The sequence below is a fragment of the Pseudomonas sp. Irchel s3h9 genome (assembly GCF_900187475.1).
Lineage (GTDB): Bacteria > Pseudomonadota > Gammaproteobacteria > Pseudomonadales > Pseudomonadaceae > Aquipseudomonas > Aquipseudomonas neuropathica.
In genome coordinates this window covers 133,605-153,280 of sequence record NZ_FYDH01000016.1, presented here as the reverse complement: position 1 = coordinate 153,280, position 19,676 = coordinate 133,605, and the positions used below count along the sequence as shown (strand labels likewise).

General features: G+C 58.4%; 27 protein-coding genes. All 27 read right to left on the bottom strand.

The annotated features are described in order from the left end of the window. Positions 1 to 3 precede the first annotated feature (3 nt). Positions 4 to 1,500: a phage tail sheath subtilisin-like domain-containing protein gene (locus tag CKW26_RS24175; RefSeq protein WP_095050429.1), complete on the bottom strand. Its 1,497-nt coding sequence runs from the start codon at positions 1,498 to 1,500 to the stop codon at positions 4 to 6. Beyond that, a complete protein-coding gene (locus CKW26_RS24170) occupies positions 1,500 to 1,679 on the bottom strand; it encodes a DUF2635 domain-containing protein (protein ID WP_034154909.1) in 180 nt (59 codons plus the stop codon). The genes CKW26_RS24175 and CKW26_RS24170 overlap by 1 nt, the downstream gene beginning before the upstream one ends. Continuing rightward, positions 1,676 to 2,260, bottom strand: a complete 585-nt coding sequence (locus CKW26_RS24165; protein ID WP_095050428.1) for a hypothetical protein — start codon at positions 2,258 to 2,260, stop codon at positions 1,676 to 1,678. The genes CKW26_RS24170 and CKW26_RS24165 overlap by 4 nt, the downstream gene beginning before the upstream one ends. Before the next feature lie 141 nt (positions 2,261 to 2,401). Then, on the bottom strand, positions 2,402 to 3,430 hold the full coding sequence (locus CKW26_RS24160; RefSeq protein ID WP_095050427.1) for a phage tail protein: 1,029 nt from the start codon (positions 3,428 to 3,430) through the stop codon (positions 2,402 to 2,404). A 9-nt stretch (positions 3,431 to 3,439) separates the two neighbouring features. Further along, positions 3,440 to 3,652: a tail protein X gene (locus tag CKW26_RS24155; RefSeq protein ID WP_095050426.1), complete on the bottom strand. Its 213-nt coding sequence runs from the start codon at positions 3,650 to 3,652 to the stop codon at positions 3,440 to 3,442. Next, positions 3,645 to 4,028, bottom strand: coding sequence for a phage tail protein (locus tag CKW26_RS24150; protein WP_095050425.1), 384 nt, complete (start codon positions 4,026 to 4,028; stop codon positions 3,645 to 3,647). Before CKW26_RS24150 ends, CKW26_RS24155 begins: the two co-directional genes overlap by 8 nt. After that, complete coding sequence (locus CKW26_RS24145; RefSeq protein WP_095050424.1) at positions 4,028 to 6,004, bottom strand: phage tail tape measure protein; 1,977 nt, start codon at positions 6,002 to 6,004, stop codon at positions 4,028 to 4,030. Before CKW26_RS24145 ends, CKW26_RS24150 begins: the two co-directional genes overlap by 1 nt. 129 nt (positions 6,005 to 6,133) lie before the next feature. Next, positions 6,134 to 6,715 (bottom strand): phage tail assembly protein, encoded by a 582-nt coding sequence (locus CKW26_RS24140; RefSeq protein ID WP_095050423.1) that lies wholly within the window; start codon positions 6,713 to 6,715, stop codon positions 6,134 to 6,136. Positions 6,716 to 6,886: 171 nt separating this feature from the next. Beyond that, entirely contained in the window at positions 6,887 to 7,393 is a 507-nt protein-coding gene (locus CKW26_RS24135) for a phage major tail tube protein (RefSeq protein WP_016985055.1), read from the bottom strand. Then, positions 7,393 to 8,559, bottom strand: a complete 1,167-nt coding sequence (locus CKW26_RS24130; RefSeq protein ID WP_064120771.1) for a hypothetical protein — start codon at positions 8,557 to 8,559, stop codon at positions 7,393 to 7,395. The genes CKW26_RS24135 and CKW26_RS24130 overlap by 1 nt, the downstream gene beginning before the upstream one ends. 2 nt (positions 8,560 to 8,561) lie before the next feature. Beyond that, on the bottom strand, positions 8,562 to 8,747 hold the full coding sequence (locus CKW26_RS24125) for a hypothetical protein (RefSeq protein ID WP_095050422.1): 186 nt from the start codon (positions 8,745 to 8,747) through the stop codon (positions 8,562 to 8,564). A gap of 158 nt (positions 8,748 to 8,905) precedes the next feature. Next, entirely contained in the window at positions 8,906 to 9,484 is a 579-nt protein-coding gene (locus CKW26_RS24120) for a hypothetical protein (RefSeq protein WP_141231882.1), read from the bottom strand. 9 nt (positions 9,485 to 9,493) lie between these two features. Further along, positions 9,494 to 11,110, bottom strand: coding sequence for a phage tail protein (locus CKW26_RS30305; protein WP_256579958.1), 1,617 nt, complete (start codon positions 11,108 to 11,110; stop codon positions 9,494 to 9,496). Beyond that, on the bottom strand, positions 11,111 to 11,746 hold the full coding sequence (locus CKW26_RS24110; RefSeq protein ID WP_095050420.1) for a phage tail protein I: 636 nt from the start codon (positions 11,744 to 11,746) through the stop codon (positions 11,111 to 11,113). Beyond that, the gene (locus CKW26_RS24105; protein WP_095050419.1) at positions 11,743 to 12,738 is read right to left on the bottom strand and encodes a baseplate J/gp47 family protein; all 996 of its coding nucleotides are present in this window, start codon (positions 12,736 to 12,738) and stop codon (positions 11,743 to 11,745) included. Before CKW26_RS24105 ends, CKW26_RS24110 begins: the two co-directional genes overlap by 4 nt. After that, a complete protein-coding gene (locus tag CKW26_RS24100; RefSeq protein WP_016985063.1) occupies positions 12,735 to 13,067 on the bottom strand; it encodes a phage baseplate protein in 333 nt (110 codons plus the stop codon). Before CKW26_RS24100 ends, CKW26_RS24105 begins: the two co-directional genes overlap by 4 nt. Before the next feature lie 15 nt (positions 13,068 to 13,082). Then, positions 13,083 to 13,691: a phage baseplate assembly protein V gene (locus CKW26_RS24095; protein ID WP_095050418.1), complete on the bottom strand. Its 609-nt coding sequence runs from the start codon at positions 13,689 to 13,691 to the stop codon at positions 13,083 to 13,085. A gap of 3 nt (positions 13,692 to 13,694) precedes the next feature. Continuing rightward, a complete protein-coding gene (locus CKW26_RS24090; RefSeq protein ID WP_095050417.1) occupies positions 13,695 to 14,216 on the bottom strand; it encodes a hypothetical protein in 522 nt (173 codons plus the stop codon). A 70-nt stretch (positions 14,217 to 14,286) separates the two neighbouring features. After that, positions 14,287 to 14,625 (bottom strand): phage holin family protein, encoded by a 339-nt coding sequence (locus tag CKW26_RS24085; RefSeq protein ID WP_095050416.1) that lies wholly within the window; start codon positions 14,623 to 14,625, stop codon positions 14,287 to 14,289. Positions 14,626 to 14,768: 143 nt separating this feature from the next. After that, positions 14,769 to 15,209: a tail fiber assembly protein gene (locus CKW26_RS24080; RefSeq protein WP_095050415.1), complete on the bottom strand. Its 441-nt coding sequence runs from the start codon at positions 15,207 to 15,209 to the stop codon at positions 14,769 to 14,771. A 143-nt stretch (positions 15,210 to 15,352) separates the two neighbouring features. Next, positions 15,353 to 15,769, bottom strand: a complete 417-nt coding sequence (locus tag CKW26_RS24075; protein WP_095050414.1) for a tail fiber assembly protein — start codon at positions 15,767 to 15,769, stop codon at positions 15,353 to 15,355. Positions 15,770 to 16,285: 516 nt separating this feature from the next. Beyond that, positions 16,286 to 17,020, bottom strand: coding sequence for an XRE family transcriptional regulator (locus tag CKW26_RS24070; RefSeq protein ID WP_007908821.1), 735 nt, complete (start codon positions 17,018 to 17,020; stop codon positions 16,286 to 16,288). Between the two features lie 138 nt (positions 17,021 to 17,158). After that, the gene (locus CKW26_RS24065) at positions 17,159 to 17,341 is read right to left on the bottom strand and encodes a hypothetical protein (protein WP_007908822.1); all 183 of its coding nucleotides are present in this window, start codon (positions 17,339 to 17,341) and stop codon (positions 17,159 to 17,161) included. 89 nt (positions 17,342 to 17,430) lie between these two features. Then, positions 17,431 to 17,811: a DUF1090 domain-containing protein gene (locus tag CKW26_RS24060; RefSeq protein WP_095050413.1), complete on the bottom strand. Its 381-nt coding sequence runs from the start codon at positions 17,809 to 17,811 to the stop codon at positions 17,431 to 17,433. Further along, a complete protein-coding gene (locus CKW26_RS29825) occupies positions 17,808 to 18,167 on the bottom strand; it encodes a hypothetical protein (RefSeq protein WP_141231881.1) in 360 nt (119 codons plus the stop codon). Before CKW26_RS29825 ends, CKW26_RS24060 begins: the two co-directional genes overlap by 4 nt. Positions 18,168 to 18,368: 201 nt before the next feature. Continuing rightward, the gene (locus CKW26_RS24055) at positions 18,369 to 18,860 is read right to left on the bottom strand and encodes a hypothetical protein (protein WP_095050412.1); all 492 of its coding nucleotides are present in this window, start codon (positions 18,858 to 18,860) and stop codon (positions 18,369 to 18,371) included. Then, a complete protein-coding gene (locus tag CKW26_RS24050) occupies positions 18,827 to 19,582 on the bottom strand; it encodes a DNA-binding protein (protein WP_095050450.1) in 756 nt (251 codons plus the stop codon). Before CKW26_RS24050 ends, CKW26_RS24055 begins: the two co-directional genes overlap by 34 nt. Between the last annotated feature and the right edge of the window lie 94 nt (positions 19,583 to 19,676).

Below are 19,676 nucleotides of genomic sequence, written 5' to 3'. Positions count from 1 at the left end.
CGATCAAGCCGCGTCGTCGTACTGCAGACGGAACTGGTTGAGCAGTGCGAACACGCGCAGACCGTTGATGTAATCCGGCGGGAACAGCACGTTCACGCGGCTCGGGTCCTGCACGTCGCGCTCGACGATCAGGTGCTCGGCGAACAGCTCGGCGTTCTCGACGTGACCTTCCAGTTCGAGCTTGGCGTACTGCGCGATCAGCTCGCCGCGAATGGTCGCTGGCGTCACGATTGGCTGGCCGGCGCCGAAGCGGGTGCCGTCGGAGGCCAGTTTGTGCCGGCCGTACTTGCTGGTGATCACGCTTTGCAGACGGCGCACGATGAACGCCGACTGGTGCATGGTTTCGCTGTCCAGGTAGGAGTTGTCGGCCTGACCGTAAGCGTTTTTCTGGTAAGTGGTAATCGAGCGCTGGATGCGCACGTAGCCGCCTTCGTAGTACGCGGTGGCGATGCCGTAGTTGAGCAGCGACTGACGCTCGGTCAGGGTGAAGCGCTCACTCGCCGGTGCCGGGTCGACACCCGGCAGGCTGCCGCTTTGGGTCGGACGGCTGGCGTCGGCGGAGATGAACACCGCGGTGCGTGCAGCCAGTGCCGCCGCTTGCACCCAAAACGGTTGCGGTACGCCCGGCTCCAGCGCCTGAATGGTCATGTGCTGGTCATTGCGTGCCTGGCCGGCGGCAACCAGAGTACCGACGGTGCCGCGCTTGGCGCTGTAGACGTGACCGAACAGTTGTTTGGCCCACGACCAGCGACCGGTGCTGTCATCCATGACCGCTTGCCAGGTGTTGAGGGTCGACAGATCGGACCATGGCAGTGCGATGAATTCGAACGGCTCGTCACCCAGCGCGGCAATGGCTTCAACCTGATCCGGCACACCGGCACCGCCGGTCATGGCAGTGACTGCAGTGGTCAGGCCAGCCGGGGTTTCTTCGCCGTTGCTCTTGCCCAGGCGATTGAATTGCAAGCTGATGTCGTTGCCGCTGTCGCCAGTCCATTTGGCGTTCAGGGTGACCACACCTTCGGCAGCGGCAGCGCTGACCGGCAGGTCGGCGGTGGCGTTGATTTTTTGCGCCAGGGCGGTGGCCGCTTGGGCAGCGGTGGCACCGTTGACCACGGTGGCTTGCACACGCACGCCGCCGACATACAGATTGAGCACGCCGGCCTGAGTGGCGGTGCCGGTCAGGGTCAGCACGCCTTTGGCGATCGCGCCTTCGGTGTTGTGCAGCGGCAGGCACCAGATCTCACCGATCGGGTCGGCCTTGCGGAAGGTCTCGTACATCGAGGCGAGCATCGAGCCTTGGCCGCCGATGCTCTTGGCCAGCGCAACGCTGGACACCAGCACCAGTTTGCCGACTTCCGTCGGCGCGATGTTGTCGTTGACCTGAGCGACGATCAGACGACGCAGGGTCGAACTCGCGCTATTGGCGGCCGAGTTGTCCATTTCGGCATAGAACAGCGGTACACGAATGTCCGCGGGGATGTTGCTGAATCCGATCGCCATTATTTGGCTCCCTTTTGTTTGGCTGGTGCGGTTTTGAGGGTGATATCGCCGTCGGCCAGACGTCGGCGCCACCAGGCGCTGTCCAGCACTTCACGGCCTTCGAGCGGCAGCAGATCGCCGGCCTCCGGGTCCGGTACGACACGGCCAGCGGCCGGCAGTACGGTGATGCGATTGCTCATGGGGTTACGTCTCCAGAGAAAGTCATTTCCACGCGCCCATCGGGGCCCGGGCGTTTCAGGTTGGGGTCGGCCGGGTCGATCGCATCGACCCGCACGGTGGCCCCGGTAAAGGACGACAAACCGTCCAGTTCACGTTCGTGCCAACTCTCCGCAGGCTGACTCGGCAGATTGCGGCCAAGCTGGAACTCGGCAAAAAAGCGCAGCCGGTAAAAGGCGCGGCTGCTGTTGATCGAGACCATCTCGCCGCCGTCGTAAACGATGGCGCTGTAGGTCGAATCTGGTTTGAAACCGACCAGCGCGCGCCACAACTCGGCGCGCAGGTCGTGCAACAGATCCAGCGCTTTTGTAGCGTCGGTGGCGTCAAGCACCAGGACGATTTCGAAGCGGTCGCGGATCGGTTGAGTGGTGAGGTTTTGGGTGGTGCTTTCACTCGCCAAGTCGGCCAGTGGCAGCATGTGGGCCGAAGGTGTCGGCAGATCCGGGTTGCCTTGTAGCAGCGCCAGATCGACACCCACCGAAATGTGATTGGCAAAGCCAGGGCATTGCCCACGCAATTGCGTGAGGATCGGGGTGATCTTCATGGGGGTGTTCCAAAATAGTGGGAGTTACCGCAGGCCCCTGTAGGAGTGAGCCTGCTCGCGATAGCGGTGTGTCAGGCGCGTTGGTTTTGAATGTGGCACCGCTATCGCGAGCAGGCTCACTCCTACAGGGTGGCTCGTGGGTCAGTCTTTGGACTCGGCTTTGGGGTCGAGGCACGACGCATCGATCAGGCAGCGATAGCTGTTCTCTCGATTGCCACTGGCGGTGACCCTGTCGATCGACCAGCGTCCGCGCATGAAGTCCGGCCAGGTGTCATCGAGCAGCACCAGGCCTTCGGCCGCCAACCGTGGATCGCCCGGGCAGGTGATCTTCACCTTGAACTTTTGCCGGAGCATCTTGCGCACTTCACCCTCGCCGACGGCGATGGCATCCGCTTCGTTGGGTTGCTTCTGGCGGATGGTCTTGAACGGCGCAAGCCCGGTTTCGACCCAGCGCAACACGCCTGTCGCCGCATCGACAAAACAGGTCTTGCAGCCTTTGGCCTGCTCGCGGGCGGATTCTTCCAGAGTGGCGCTGATAAAGGCATGATCGCCGGGGCGGTTGTTGCGGGTCACCGACAAGGTCACATCCGCCAGCGTCTGCCCCGACAACGATTTGGTCTGGCCGGACCGCGCCAGCACGTAAATCTGATCGTACGGTTTGGCGACCACGTTGTACTTCATCGCCAATCGAGTCAGAAAGCCCATGTCGGTTTCGTTGGTCTGATCAATGTGCTCGATACGGATCAACGACACATCGGGAGCGACCCGCGGTGAAAAGCCGTGTCGCAATACCAGCTCGCGAAACAATCCACCCAGCGTCGTTGGCCCGTGACTGGCGGTACGTCGCTGCTTGAAGCCGGTTTCATCATCCTTGCTGAATGGCGCCGCAGTGGCTACCAATGTCAGGCGGAACGGGAACAGCGTCGGCGTCAGGCGAGTGACTTTGAATTGGCCTTTGTCGACCATGCCCGATTCCAGGTAACCGACTTTCAGGCCGATTCGGCCACCGAGACTCGGCAAACCGTCGAGACCTTCAAGGTCCACCGTCAACGTCAGTTGGTCCGACTCGATGCCCGCGGCATCGATATGTTCCCAACTGATCAGACGCTGATTGAGCAGGGCCGCATGGGCGCCGTAGATTTCTACCGCCGGGGTAAAACCCAGTGTCATGCGACCTCCTTAATCCCAGGCTGTGAGCGGTTTGATTGCGGCGGGTTTGCTGTCGAGTTCAGGCAGTGCGATCCAGATGCCCGCAGGCAGGATCGGACCATGCTCGGCCAGCGTCGGATTAAGTTTCCACAGCGCTTCTTCAGCCACATCATCGCTGCGCCCCGTTTCGCGGTAGAGCAGCAGATTCACCGAATCACCGGCCACGCTTCGTACCTTACGCATTGTTGAACTCCGCCAATTCGATGACCCAATCGACCACCATCGCCGTACCGTCATCGATGATCTGGGTCTGGGTTTCCTGAACGCTGTTGATCCGCCACAAGCCCCAATTGCGACCGATGCCGTCAATCAATGGCAGCGGTATGCGCAGTGCCTGTAAGGCGCGCAATTCATCCAGCCGATCCATGGCCACGGCGTACATCGACTTGCCGGTGATGGTCAGGGTTTCCGGCTTCTGCCCGGTCTGACTGGATTTGGGTTTGCTAGTGAGAATCTGTATTTCTGTCCAGCCGCCATCGGACTTGCGCAACAACGAGTGGTACGCAAACTGGCGCGAGAGGCCAAAGATGAAACTGCCCAATGCCATTTGTTGTTTCATCAGGCGACTCCATCGGTCAGAGCTGCGTCACGGCGGGTGGCGAGAGGGTTGTTGGTCATCAGCGGTGTGAATTGGCTGTCGAACTGGCTTCGCAGGTGCTGTGTCACCAGCAATCCGATGTTTTCCGAACTACCCGGATCACTGCAGTACACCTGAACCGAAGGTGCGTAAGTGACATGCTGGTTGGCGGCCTGGGCGCTCGCCAGATCCTTGCTGACCTGGCCGGGCGCGGAGAGGGTGTCGGGAGCGAAGAACACGAGCCGATCACTCAATGCGGCTCCCGCAACTTTGTCCGAAGCTGGAGCAACCTGGGCAATCGTTTCCATGGCAACGCTCGGAGGCCCCAGGCGCGGCGTATTGAGCAAGGAGGAGGGTTCGCCGATGTCCATTTCCCTGGCAGTCGCGGGCGCCAGACTGGCGATCTCCACCACCGGCGCATCCGTTGGAAGCTGCACTGCAGAATCGCCGGTAGATGAAAGATCGGGAGGATTGCCCGGCGCGCCACCGGGTATCCGTTTGCCCAGCCGCTCTTTCCCCTCCTCGACAGCGGTGTCCAACAGCACATCGAATATCTTTTTCAAGGCCGTGCCGACAGTGATGATCACCGCAGCCGTCGTCGGATGGGCCTCGGCGAATTCACTCATTCTGTCGAGGCTGGCACCGGCAACACTTAGCGCCTCTGGAGAGGGCGCCACGGCATTGGCGCTGGCGATGGTCAACCGATCGCTTCGCGCATTCTGAGCGTTCCACTGTCCTTGCGGGGTATTGGAGAGCGCCAGTGCAGACTGGCGCACCGAACTCTGATCACCGACCTTCGACGTCGCGTATTGGTCTTTGTCCTTCACTTGCGAGAAGGCCTGATTGACGTCGCCAAGGTTCTGCGACAGCAACTGCACCGCATTACCGCCATCGGCAAAGAGTGTCTGCGCCAACTGGGCGCGTTGCTCGGCCGGTTGGGCGTTCAGCGCAGCCAGCACCGACAGTACCGCTCCCTGTGCACTTTGCTTGTCCGGGTCATGCATCGCCGCGGTCACGGCCGCGGGATCCAGCCCCAGTTGCTTCCAGGCGCCACGCTCGGTGGCGGACGCGTTGTCCCCCTTGTCCAGCGCGTGGGAAATGCGCTTCAACGCGTCGCCGGCATCGTCTTTTTTCGTCCCGCTGTTGAGCAAGGCTGCGGACAGCGCGGCGGCTTGCTCGGGTTGCATGCCTACCGCAATGGCCGCATCACCCGACTGTTTGAGAACGGCACCGATGTCTGCCGGTTTGGCACCACCCGGTATTTTGCCGAGCTGGTTTGTCGCATCCGCAAGGTCAAACGCCTGGTCGCGAGTGAGCTTCATCGAAGTGCGCCACACCGCCATCATTTCGGCGACTTCCACAGCCGGGACTTTGAAGGCTGATGCAACGATCGCAGCGTCGCCAGCAAAGTTGAGCAATTCAAAGGGTTTGTCCGCCGCATTCGTCAGCTCATTGCCAACCCCTGCGTCAGCCGCCAGCGTAGCGGCCTTGAGCAACTCTTGACCGCTGGTGCCGCCCGCGGCAACCAATGGCTTAGTGGCTATGATCAGGCTCGACAGCGCCATTTCGTTGGTCTGCTTTGGCGGCAGTTGCGCGGCGATGCCCAACTCGGCAGCAGCCGTGTACAAGTCAATCGCTGGCTTGAGACTCTCAGGCACCTTGGCCCGCTCACTGGCCTCACCCGGCGTAGTAGGTTCGCGGGTCGACCCGCTCTTCGCATTGTTGTTCAGCGAAATCGAACGCAGGCTGGACAACGCCAGCCTCAATGAGTCGATCGCGGCCGTCAGCGAGCCGATCTTGATACTCGCAGTGATGAGCGCCTGACTCAGGCTGGAAATCTGCTCGCGGCCGATCGCTCCTGTACCGGAGCTCACTGCTGCCATGTTCAAACTGATATTGCCGGCAGCCGCAACGCCGCTTTCACCGGCATTTATCGGCGCATATTTACTCTCTGCCATTGCCGCTCTACTCCTGTTTTACGCCAAGGCGAGTGATCGCTATGTCGTAGCGGCGCAACGCCTTTTCGGCGTCCCATTCCAGAATCTCCGCCTCACTTACCGGGTAAATGAGCGGGACGATATCGAGGATTACTTCGATGTCGCGTTCCGAAAGTAGGCCGCCGGCTGGTTTAAAAAATCGTCGATGCGCACCTGCAATTGCGTCCAGTCCGGGACGGTCATCAGGGCCAGATCGGGGATCATCAGGCCGGTGCAATGGGCGGTGATGAACTCGGCGCGTTCCTTGGCCGTTTTCAGTTTCTTCATCACTTTGGTTGCCCGCAGGGCCGGCATTTCCAGGCTCAGCGAAGTCACGGTGCGGCCGGTCACGGCGAGCGGTTGCAGCAGTTGCACCTGATCGGGATCGTCAGACTTTTGCGCGTCTTCGACCTGCTCCAGAAAGTACGACGCCGGTCGGGTCGACATCTCGTGCACGTACTGGGCGATGCTCACGTAGTCCGGGCGCTTGAGCTGGTCGAGTTCCTTGACCGACAGGCCGGTGGCGAGGAGTGCCAGTTCGAAGAACTGATCATCTTCGTCATCGCCGGCGCGTTCCAGCGCTTCTTTCTGTGCGGCGTAGAACAGCGGTTTGAGCTGGATCTGGTTGATCTGCGAACCATCATCGCCAGTGATCGGCGACAACAGGTCATGCTGGGGTGGCATCCACGACATGTATGAATTCCTTGGTGATTCTTGAGGGGGTGTTGCGCAAAGGGGCCAGTCAACCTGGCTCAATGTGGGAGCGAGCCTGCTCGCGAAAGCGGTCTTACAGTCATATAGGTAGCGAATGTGATGGCCTCTTCGCGAGCAGGCTCGCTCCCACAGGTTTTGCGGTGTAACGGGTTACGGCATCAACACCGCACGCCGCGCATCACCGAGGATGTCGACGCCGTTGAGCACGAACTTCTGGGTACGCACGTCGATGTCGATCACCGGCACGCCGTTTTCCAGGCGGTTGTAGGTGCGGCAGGACAGCTCCAGATTGGTCTTGGGTTTTTCACCCATTTTCACTGCGGTTTCTTCGAGGGATTTCAGCTTGCCGCCGACGGTGTGATAGGTGAACCAGGTGTTGCCATCCTGATCCTGACCGGCTTCACGCACGTTCAGCAGGATGTCGTCGCCCAGCTTCACACCCAGTGCGAGCATGACTTCGGCGCCGAGGCCTTGCAGGGTCAGCTTAGCGTTGAGCGCTTTGCCGCCCTTGGCCATTTCTTCGACGATGAAGCGGCCGCCACGCATTTCTTCCACATCGAATTCGATCTTCGGCGGGGTGAATTCTTCAACGGTTGCCGACAACGGCAGGCCTTGCAGGGTGGCCGCGATGGCCTGTCTTACGCGGTTGGTAAACATTAGAGAACGTCCTCCAGGAACTGCTCGATGATTTCATCGCGGGCGTTGAGTTGATAAACCATGTGTTCGTTCGGCGCGTAGCGGCCGTAGTCGATAACCACGTACCAGGTGCCGTTCTTGTACTTCTCGACGCTGTTGAGTTCCGGGTGCAGATAAACGCTGCCGCCAGGAATGGTTTCGTCGGCGACCAGGGTTTGCAGCCAGTCGTTGATGCGCTTGACCTCTTGATCCATGAAGGATTTGGTGAGGTTTTTCGCCATGGCTTTCTGGCCGGCCTTGACCAGCTTGCGGCTGATCGCATCTTCAAGGCCGACGTAGCTGATGAACTTGCCGGTGATCGAGCGGTTACCCAGCAGCGAGAAGCCGCCGAGCACGGTGCGGGCGTAGTAGCTGACGCCGTAGCGGTTGAGCAGATCGCCTTCGGTGGAGGTGTCGAGGATGTTGTATTCAACGACCCGCGAAACGTCTTCGGCGTAGGTCACCTGGTTGCCCGGGCTCTCCCACTGCTTGACCTTGGCCAGCGCGGCAATCGCCAGGCTGGAAGGCGACAGGAAGACGTTTTTCTTCGCCGCTTTCGAGTACACGGCCGGCATGTTGTGCACCACCAGGCAACGGTCGAAACCGAGGTCGGCGCCGCCGAGTTCCTGGCTGTACAGCACTTGATCGGCGACCGAAGCGTCCTTGCCGTCCAGCACCACACGGGCCTTGATGCGCTTGCCGAACGAAGCGAACTCGCTGGCCACCGCTTTGGTGCCGGTGAAGCCCGGCGCACCGATGATGGTCAGGTCTTCCGGGACACTGCCCAGCGCGGCCAGACCGAGCTTGCGACCGGTCAGTGGATCAACACCGCCGATCACCGCGTTAACGGTGTCAGCCGGGGTTGCGCCCGCTTCGACGATCACCACGTAGACCGGCACCTTGACCACTTTGAGGATCTGGTAAACCGCGTGATACAGGGTGCCCTCTTCCGAACCGGTCGGATCGAGCAGCGCGTGGGTGGTGAAGCTGTTGATGCGGAACGGTGCGTTACGCGGAATCAGCGGATCGGCTTTCGGCGCAGTGCCGACAAGACCGATGACGTTGTCACCCAGGCCACCCATGGCCTCGGGGGATTCGGTGGCATTGACGGTAATGCCGTTGTGCTCGAAGTTCAGAACCTCAGCCATAGTCAGTCAGCCTTCTTGGCAGCGGCCTTTTTGGCCTGGGTGGAGGGGGTTTTCAGTTCCAGTCGACCGGCGAAGTGCAGGGCACTGGCTTCGACGTCGAGCAGATCAAGGTCTTGACCGACGCTCGACCAGTGCCCACCGCCGGTGGGGAATGGGACGAGCACGGTGTAGGTTTGGCGGGTTGCCATTTTTCGTTTCTCCATAAACGGGAAAGCCCCTCGTGGGGAGGGGCTTTGGCGGGTGTTGAGTGCTTTTTAGGGAAAAAAAAACACCCCGGATTCAGGGCATTTATTGGAGCGCTGCGCTATCTAGGATGGCCCGTGAATAGACCACCAGGAGTTCATGGTTAACCTATTGCGGGTCTAACGTCGGCCGCCGCTGCTTGAATCGCAATGATTGCTTCATCAGCAATCTGCTTGGCCTCTATAGTGGCCCCCGTTGCGATCTTCTGTTTGATCTGCTCCTTCGCCTGCAGGCGATTCTCGCGGATAAAGTTTAACACCTGCACATATTGGCTGGCCTCAGCCAGCATACTGTCGGCGGCTTCACGTGGCGTTCGACCCGTGATCGCCCAAGCAGCAACCGTGCGCGGCACTGCATCACCCGGATAGCCATCATCCTTGAACTGCTGAGCCTCAGCAGTAGCACGTTCATACTCAACTGCACGCAATGGGTCGCCGGCAACGAGCCGCCGAATTTCGTCAGCATAGGTGTCTATCCGCAAACAAATCTCGTCGGCGGTTGGCACTGGCTCTCCGTCCTGCACCCACATGCCAGTCCATTCCCCAGTTTCCTTGTCTCGTGCTCCGGTAAATCGCGGGTTCCAGCAAGGCTGGGGAAGTGGAATGAGCGTCCAGTCAGAGTAATTTTTATTACTGGCGTCTGAGTAGAGAAATCCGCCTTTTGAATCCAGGATGTAATACATGGCTTGCCTTCACGCTAGTTGAGTGCAGAGGTGAATTTGAGCTTGGTAGGCGCTAGCTCCAGCCGACGCCCCCACTGACAGGTCGATACTGAGGTTCCCGTTGGTTTCAAGTGACCAGGAGAGGTAACCAAACGCCAAAGGTGACGACGTAACCCAATCCCCGGTACCACAACACCTGAATCGAGGCCTTGCTCCGGGCGGTAGAACACACAAAAGAGTTGATTGACCACCAATCGCGGTTCCACGGGCAAAGTCGATTGAGACATACAAGTTGCCGTTAGCCGTCCAATAGCGCGAAGTGTTCGCGTCGTAGAACCCGTTCAGAAAAGCCGGAGCGGCCAGGTTTTTAGTTGTCGAGAAGTCGGCAATGGCCTGATTGACGAGGCCCTGGGTACCCGCTGTGGTGTAGGCATCGGTTATCCCGTAACCCGCGAGAGTAGCCGGCTTGCCGGAGCCGATTTTCGACCAGTCAAGGAACGGGATGTCTGTCGCGGAAAGTGCTGCTCCCCCTGTCACCAAACCTTTGGTGTTAACGGTAACCTTTGTGTAAGTACCGGCAGCAGCGCCTGAGTCGGCAAACGCTATGGATATGCTGGCATTTGCCGATCCGTCAAACGACGCGCTACCGCTCGCCGCGCCGGAGACGGAAATACTCCGAGGTGTTTCAAGCTTTCGAGACGCGACTGCCGTTGCGTTGATTCCAAGGGCATCAGTGATCCCGAACCCCGCCAACGTATTGGGGTTGGCACCCGCAGTCGCACGGCCATATTCGTCAACGGTCAGACTCTTGTAAGTCCCGGCAGCAATCCCGGTGCGCCCAGCGAGCATCTTGAACGTCAGCGCCGTGGTGCCGAGGGTGATCGGCGCATTGGTGGTCAGGTGCCACAACGAATCTCCATTTGCTGTGCCCTCCTCGACCATGACTGTCAGGCCCGGCGTGACCTTGGCGTTACTGTTGGCATCGGTCGCCCGTACCCAGTCGCCATTGGCGACAATCCACAGGCCGTTATCCTTGGCCAGGGTCTGGTTCGCAACAAGCACGCGGTCGCCAGCAATCACTGCGACACCGTCAATTTGCTGCGCACCGTTCAACACAATGTTGCTGGATGCAGCAACACGCACCGACTGCTTACCATCCAGCTTGCCGAGTTCTTCGGCCAGATAACTCATGACCCAGGCACGCGTGGCTTTGACCACGGTGTCGTCGATCAGCAACGTCACCAGCGACGCATTGCTCGTCTCGAAAATCGAGCGAATGTAAAACTCTTTACCCGAACCCGACGTGGCCAGAACCGGTTTAAACGACTCCGGATATTTGACGATGGCGTAGAGAATCCCGGTGTCAGTCCACAGCCCCGCTTCTCGCACATACCAACCACCGACATCCGGCGGAATGGTGACTTCGGCGAGCAGCCAGCTCGGATTCTTCTCGTCCTGGAACAGCGCATTGAGCGGCCCACGCCAGACTTCGCGTTTCAGCGCGGTGGCGGTCGCGGCCGGGTTGTAGACCGTGCCGCCGCCGTCGCCGACGGAAATCTGCGTCAGCTTGATCGGCGTGCCTGCGGCCTTGCATGCCGTTTCGTAGGCAATCCCTGCGTTGGTGAGCAGGGTGTAATAGTCAGCCATTCAGGCCCCCTGAGGATAAATAGTGGATGTTTCGACGGTGTACATGCCGGCGGCCATGAATGCCTCTCCCGAGGTTTCGAGGCCTTCGATGAACACCGGATAAATCGTGGTCAGCTCTCCGCAAAAAGTCGCGGCACCGATGACGTGATTGCCGAAAGCGCTCAAGCCGACCGAGACCGTCAACACATCCCGTTCGCTCTTGGCATCCGCCAGGCGTCGGTCGAGACGGGCGTCGATTTCTTCGCTGTAGGGCTGGTCGCTAAAAGCTCGTACGGAAAAGCTGTACGGCGCACCGGGCGGTGTCTGTTCGTACCAGGCGCGGATCTCGGGTCTTAATTGCAAACCCTTGGCGGCGTTTTCCAGCGCCTTGCGGGTACCGGCCTGACGCGCGGTGGGCCAGGCCAGTTCAACGGTCAGGCGCTTTTCAGCTTCCGGTGCGGCGGTGCTCCATTCAGCAACACCGCGATCCGCTGCCAGATACGGCAGAAAGGCGACTGGTGTTTCTGCTGGGTTCATCAGTTCCGGGAACGGCGGCGCGATGCGGTCAAGCAGTGCGCCGAAGCCCAGATCCAGACCTCGTTCGAGTGCCGAGCTGTTGGCAGGCAGCAGCGTCGGACGCTGAGTTTGCTCACTCATAGCGTCAGCACCTCGACTTCGACTGCGGTGCAGTACGGCGCTTGAAACGCTGTCGTCACGATCGGTGTCAGCGGCTCGAGAATCTGCAATTGCACAGCGCCGGCGCTGTGCAGCGTGTAGTCGATCCAGCTTGGATCGACCCGGCCTTCAAGGCGATGACAGCTGTCGGCGTAAGCTTGCAATTGCTGCTGAGCGGCGACTTTGGTCAGGCCCGAATCAGGGCCGGAATTGATCTTGGCGACGACGCGAATCTTGTAGCGCTGAATGTCGGCAGCCTTGACGGTGACGAGGTCGGTTTCCGGTCGCACGTCCGGTCGTGCAAAGTGCTGACGAACGCCTTCAAGCAATGCCTGGGAAGGCGTGCCATCGCCGTCGCGGGACAGCACAGTGACCTGCACTTCGCCAGGTGCCGTGCGACGCCCGTTGCCATCCTTGACCTGCGCAGCGAGGCCGTCCGGGTTGAAGGTGTAAGTGACATTCACCACACCCGCCTCGGTGGATTCGACTTGCACCGTCGGACGCTCGCCGAGGGTGAAAACTTCGCGGCGATACTGCATCCGCGAACCTGCTGCCGGCGCATGCGGCGCCAGGTAATAACGCAGGCGGGCGTCGTCGTCGCTTTCGTAGATCGCCGGCACCGGTGGAAATGCTGCGGGATCGCCCGGGTCGAGCAGCTGCCGCTCAAGCCCCATGTCTGCCAGCCGCGCATCGAGATTGCTGCCCGTCGCCCACCACGCCAGCATCTGTTTGATGCGAGCGTTGTATTTGCGCTCGTGGGTTTGCAGTCGGACGCAGAAAGCTTCCAGCGCCAGGGTCAGCAGTTCGCTTTCGTTCTCGAGACTGGTCCTGAGTTTCGCAGCACTGTCCGGCGAACGCGCCCCGACGTATTCGACGACAAAAGTCTTGAACTCGGCGAGCAAGTCTTCAAAGGCTTCAACGGTGATCAGCGCGGGTTCGGCCAATTGGTTCTGGCCGGGGATCAACATGCTCATGTCACGACCTCGAAGGTTTGTTGACGGTTTTTCCAGGTGCCGGCGAAGCGCAGCAGCAGACCCGCGCCCTGGCGGCTGGCGACGATCACTTGTGGCTGAAAATCATCGATACCGTTTTGCTTGTTGTAGAACGCTTGCGCGGCGTGGCTCTGGGCCAACAGCAGAACGTCGTCACCGAGGTTCTGCCCCAGCAGCGTGGGGATCAACGATCCGTACAACGGGCGTTTTTGCCGGGTGCCCAGCGGTGTGGTCAGGGCCCGGGTCGCGCGCTGCACAAATTGCAGCCAGTCGTCGACCGTGGCCCCGCTGTCTCTATCGATTCCGATCATGTGGAGGCTCTTGAATCATGGGCTGATGACACGGCCCTGGTGATCGACCAATGGACCGCTGAAGTGCACGCCCGAAGGGTCGATGGTCATGCCGACGGCACCCAGTTGCAGGGTGATCAGTTGTGGCGTCATCGCCAGTCGCGCCGGGCCGATGCTCAGTTCCAGCGACTCGCGAGAACCGCTGAAAGCCGTTGGGCCGTTTTGCCAGTGGAGGGTGTGCGTGGCATAGTCGTAGCCGCTTTCGCTGCCGTCGACATGAACCCGCCGCGTCAGCGTGGGGACAGTCGAAACGGGTGGAAAGCGATCACCGTTCAGGCCGAACAGGGCGACACTTTGTGCGCCACTTTCGCCGCTGCCGTAGTTGAACAGCAGACACTGCTCACCCACGGTCGGAATCCGCGACTCACTCTGTGCGCCGGCGCTGGGGTTGAAAAACTTGATCGCTGGCGTGAGCAAGCCACCGTGGCTGACCTGGCAGGTATTGCTCGCCGCATCGACTGTCTGGCAAATGCCGATGCGGCAGAAGCTTTCAGCGCGGCGGTGCAGGTCGTCGATTTCCGCTTCCATTTCGGCCAGGCGTTCGATGATAGGACCCAGTTGCATGCGCAATAACGCGTCGAACATCGGTCAGGCCTCCAGCGCGGTGTATTGGTCTGGATCGTCGATGTTGCTGACTTCCCAGGTGCGGGCGAATTTCGGTGTGCCCAGCGGGTCGTCGAGCAAGGTCGGGCCGAGGTAGAGGGTCTGGTTGAACGTCAGGGTCCAGGCTTTGAATTGCTGGTCGGCGCGAATGAGCATGGACGGCAAACCATCCATGTTCATCGGCAGATCGCATTGATCGCCCGGCAGGCTCCAGCGATTGTCGGTAATCAGATTCTTCAGTACAGCGATCAGATCGCAGGCGGCAAAGGCACTGGCCGATAGCGCCGGAACAACTTGCAGCGACAATGTCAGGACATGAGCGATACGCCCATCTGCGGCACGCTGTCCTGATGCATTTCGGTCGAAGTCGATCAACACCCAAGCCTGATCGCCCGGTGCAGTGAAATCATCGTGATTGCCGACATTGATGTTGAGCCCGGCAGTGTTGCGCAGCGTCGTCGCGATGGCTGTGAACAGTTGCGACGGCTGCTGGATCGGTGTGGGCATACATGACCTCCTTTTCAATCGTCCACGCGCAGCCCTGCCGCCCAAAGGGCGGCACGAATCACATTCGAGGTTAAGGCTGGTCGCGGGGTGGGACTTCGCAGACGCCGATGCGCTTGGCGGCCCAGCGTTCGTACAGACCGATGGCCACATCGGCCCCGGCCATTGCGGTGAGACAGCCGAAGGCGCCAGCGGCCCAAATCGACATGCCAGCGGCGTACAGCAGCATGATTGCCGACACGCCGCAGATCATGCAGGCGCCAGAGCGCAAGGCCAGACGCCGCATAAGCGGCCAGCCGCGGGCGCCCTCCTTGTCCGCACGCCACATTTCGCCGGAGACCCCGCCTACCACTGCGAGCAGGATGACCAGCCAGATCGGCATGTCCGCCAACGCTTGTTGCTCGTTTGTCATGTCACGCCTCCGGGAGTGTTGGATGAATGGTGTGTGTAGGGTTCAATCGTTTTCTCTTGAGGTAGGCATTCCAAAAAGCCCGGCGCAGGGCCGGGCTTTTCAGTAATGCGCTCTCGATAGAGGCCATGAAGGTGATGATCGAATCAGAACGGTGCCACCGGCCAGTTGACGGTGGACGGATAGCCGGATTGTTTCTTCATGTCGCTGAGACCCACGCAGTACTGTTTGTAGGCGAGCAACAGCGCTTGTTCTTCAGGGGTGGCAACATCCAGGTCGACCTTGTAATGCAGAGAATTCGACATCAGCCACTGGCCAGCAGCAGACAGAAGCTCCAGCGCTTCTTGCGCCACATCCTTTTCGAGCTCTTGATAGGTGGGTTCACTGAACTCCCAATCAACGAAGTTTGTCGTCGCCCCCTTCCATCCCACCTGGACTGCCGGGTTTGCTGTGATATCCACCCAAAAACCATTCGACAACTGTGCTTCTACTGGCATGGCCGTAGGCTTCTCTACAGCGTCGACAATCACCAGAACTTTGTTGAAGGCTTTGGAATAGTTGAATCGAACAAAGGCATAGCGGTTCATAGTTTCTCCTGCGGGCACTCATCGCGACTGTTGGCTTTACGCGCTGAGTTAATATCGGGCAGGCATCGTTGAAGAGGCCCGGTTATCCACCGGGCTTTTCAGCGATGCACTGCGAATTTCGAAAGCGGTGCAGCAATCGCTGTTTATGGAACTTCAGGCCAGGTAACAGTCAGCGGGTAGCCCGGCTGTTTGTTGACGTTGCTCAGCGCAATGAAGAACTGCTTGTATTCCAGTAGCGCAGCTTCCTCAGCCGGCGTGGCCAGCCCCAGCTCAACCTTTTGCACCAAGGCCGACGTCGCCAGAGTGGTGTTGGCTTTATCAAGACGATTTGTTCTCGCGATACGCAATTGCATAGCCAGCAAGGACGGCTGGCCGTACATATCGCTGTCGGTAAATGTCCAGACGCCGTCGGTGTTCACCGCGTTCCAGGAATAGTCGATCTTGGGCAGTGCGCTGACATCCACCCAAACTTGATCCGCCGGAAACTCATCGGTGATCGGGTTAGCAGTTTCAAAAATGTTGTCGACTTTGCCCGCAACAACACGTACGTACTTCTTCATATTCATCATCCTTATTGAATGCCGACGTTTCGGCCTCTCAGTTCCTGCCCGGGTAGGCATTCCAAAAAGCCCGGCACCAGTGCCGGGCTTTTCAGTAATGCGCTCCTTCGCCTTCCTTCAAATCCTGTGTTCAAGAAGGAAGCTGACTTTTCGGCGCTACTGGCGCGGTACGAGTCCGTTCAAATTGTTTTTCCGACCGCGGTCCCTGCCCGCCGGATAACTGCTTCTGGTGCTTTACGCTGCACACCCGGGTCAGTTGCCAACCCTCTGAACCGTTGAGGCCGGTTCATCGCTGCCTGTTCTTGTGGAACTAAAGAGCTTTCTTGCCAGCCGCTTTGTCGAGCGGCTTGGTGGCAATGATATGCATGTATGCATATCCAGTCAATGCGCAAATGCATTTATTTATGCATGAAAAATGCGCAGATGCATGGAGGCCCCGCAACTCAAGGGTTTGGCGGTTTCATCAAGGCGAAAAAAAACCCGCCTGCGAGGCGGGTTTATCTGAGAAGGGTCGGGTTAGCGGGCGTACATGCCCCACCAGAAGACGTGACCGAGGATGACGATCTGCTCTTCCTGGATTTCCTGGAAGCTGTAGTCCTCGTCCGGATGCTCATCGCGATTGAAGCTGCGCAGACGAATGCCGGTAGGCAAGCGGTAAAGCTGCTTTACGCGTAACTGGCCGTTGTGATTGATCGCGTACAGGTCGCCATCAATGATGTCGCCGATGCCGCACTTGCCCGCATTCACGCCGACAGTGGCGCCATCACGCAACACCGGCAACATGCTGTTGCCGCGTACAGTCACGCATTTGGCCTGGTCGAACTGCACACCATTATGGCGCAGGCTGCGCTTGCCGAAGCGCAGGCTAGAGCGCTCGCTCTCTTCGATGACGAATCTTCCTGATCCAGCAGCCAATTCAACCTCGCGAAGGAACGGCACCGATACTTCGTCATCATCGACAGGCGTATCGTCGTCCCACAGCATTATGTCCTTGAGTTCCGCGTGTACGTCATCACGCGCGGCACCGGCCGACGGCGCGACATCCGCGCGCCCGCGCAATTGATCGGTGCTCACGGCGAAGTACTCGGCGATCTTCGAGATGTGTTTATCCGAGGGATCGACGATCTTCCCGCTGAGAATCCGCGAGAGAGTTGATTGAGGCACGCCGGTGCGACGGTGGAGCTCCGTGGGGGAGATCCCGTGCTGGTCGAGCAGTGCTCTTAAGACGGAGGCTACGTTGCGTTTTTGCATAACGCGCATAGTGCTTGAAGTTATTCGTTAAGACAAATGCTGATTTGCATAATTAACGCATAAATATGAATTCAGCTGCAAAATGATATCGCCGAGCCATCACTCTGCATTGAATAACGGCCCGGCTCCAACGTGTGGTCAGCCTTTGACGCGACGCGCGGCAGCATTGGCTTTTTTAAGCCGATCAGTTCTGGCCTTTCTGTCGTAATCGTCCTTGGCGCCCATGATTCCACCGGCAGCATGCACCCAGTCGGTGGCGGTACAACCAGAGATCAGCACAGCAGAAGTAAAGACTGAAGCAAAGATAAGGATGTTTTTCATATTCGATTTTCCGGTGTCGCTGATGAGCGCGTTGAATTGCAGAGTTGAAAAAGAACACCTGCTGCGGTTTGTTGGCCGTGGTTGCCCCTTTACTCATCCATGAGCTTTTGCAGTTTTGTCTGAGCTCGTTCGAGCCTCGCTTCCTGTTTCTTGATGACTTTCACATCGCCATACTGACGCGCGGCCTTCAGATAGTTCTGTCTGCGCCGTACTTCGGCTTCGGCCTTTTCGATAGCGCTCGAACGGTCATCCTGTGCAGAAGGCTCGCGACAGTAACGCTCCACATTGGCAAGCGCCTGTTCCAGACCGGACTTGCGATAAACATTGTCCGCCTTATCAGCACGTTCAATTTGGAATACAAGTTCGGCGCGACGCTGCGCACAATTTTCTCGCGCGCCGGCCCAAGAACTATCGACGATCAAAACACCACCAACTAACAGAGATAGATTCCAGAGCAGAGTCGATCTCATGAGACAACCCCCAGATAACTTTTTTCTCCAGCGCGGCCACGGAAGTTGCTCACCCGAGACCATGCATTACGACAAACTAATGTTTCTTGTAAGCCAGAAAGTGCTGCGATCATCATGTCGCGACAGCGAGCTCTGCACGTTGGATAGTGTTCGACCATCCACGCTACTGGTACGTAAACATGATCGAAACACAGCAGAACAGGAGTGCGATCAAACAATGTGGAAATACTCACATCCTTTTCTTTTCCAGCAATAACCGCCGGCACAAACACAACACCTTCCCGGCTTATTGCAATCGATCGCTTCCAGGCGGGAGACTTGATCCCATGAGAACTGCGCACGCAAAACCAGAGCATTTATAACGTTCCTCAACAGCCTAAACATCATCATGTTATTCAAGGCAACTAAACAGCCGCACTGCGCTGACTCTCCGTTAGTCGCAGGAGCTGTTGGCTTGACTCGAATCACATTAACAACGCGGGGGGCGTCGAGGCCTTACTGACGTCTTACTCAGTCTTACTTAGTCGCCCAGAGGCCTTGCACCCTGGGGTTTTGCGCTAGCGAGGAACGTGGCATACGCCATTGATCAGATTATTGATATTGTAGTAATACTCGGCATCGGAGAAGTAATTGAACGTCACCATACCGCCTTGAAAACCTCTTTCCATAAACGGAAGTTCATCGCCCGCAGTGTCCGCGTCAAACTTTACAATCGAACGCGTCTTGAACAGAAACCTGGAAGTATCCAGATGGGTTAATGCAATCTCGAACTTGCGATCATAGGTGTAAACTTTGCCTTCAGGGGTTTTGACGACGTAGTACACATAAAGAGCGCCTTCCCTTGGATCGATCGTCATATCACCGACACCATGCCAACGAACTTTATGATCATGAGTATGGACAAAATCGATGGATGCGAAACAGGGGGCGCGTGGAATATCGCGACTGATCAAATAAAAATGCTTGATAACCAGAGCACCGAAGATACAGACGGACGAGACGCCAAACAGTGCTACTATTTTTTTCCAACGAGTTGATAGTTTACGCATATAGCCTCCCCCTTACTTTCCGGCTTGACGCACTTTACCAGCAATTGGGAGAGCGGCTTTCGCACATAATAATTGATATCGGTAAGTATAATCGGCGGCTCAAACTCGCTGAGCGCTTTGACAATATCCTCTTTGGACATTCTTTCATTTTCTTCTACATACAACTTCGCTTCGCCTTCTTGCCAGATGAGTTTCCACTCCTCCAGATCGGCAGGTTTTTTAAACACCAGATAGGCGTAAAAGACCGGAAGAGCAATCGCCGGCACTACCGTTGCAGGCAGAAGGAAACGCCAGTAACGCTTTGCAGACGTCTTCACTGTAGGAGCGTCGCTGATTGCCGCCGCATCGCTTACGACCGCAAGTGGGGGTTCAGGGGGTTGAATCTCCGGGCTGAGCAAGCGGATTTCACATAACAGCACCACGCCACGGCGAGGCAAGGTCTTGAGACTGTCCCGAGGTAACCCGACATCAGCGAAATGCGCGCGGAGCATGTGCAGGGTCTTGTAATAACTGCTGTCGGAAATCACCAGCCCGCGCTCCCCCCAGACTCGGGAGATAAGCTGCTCCTTATCGGTCACGCCGGCTATGAGGGCCAGCAGCAGGTCACCTTCATTGCTGCCTAGCAAGGCTGACTGCCCCGACCGGCTGAGGGTCATTTTTTCCGCATCGTAGTAACAACCGCTCGCTGATGCTCCTGAGCCGATGCCCTCTGACTGTTCCAAGCTGACTCCTCGACTGGCCTTCACCCACGCATTCTGATCATTCGATAGCTTTTCGGCACTATAGGACACAATGCCAACCCAAGCGGCGGTGCGT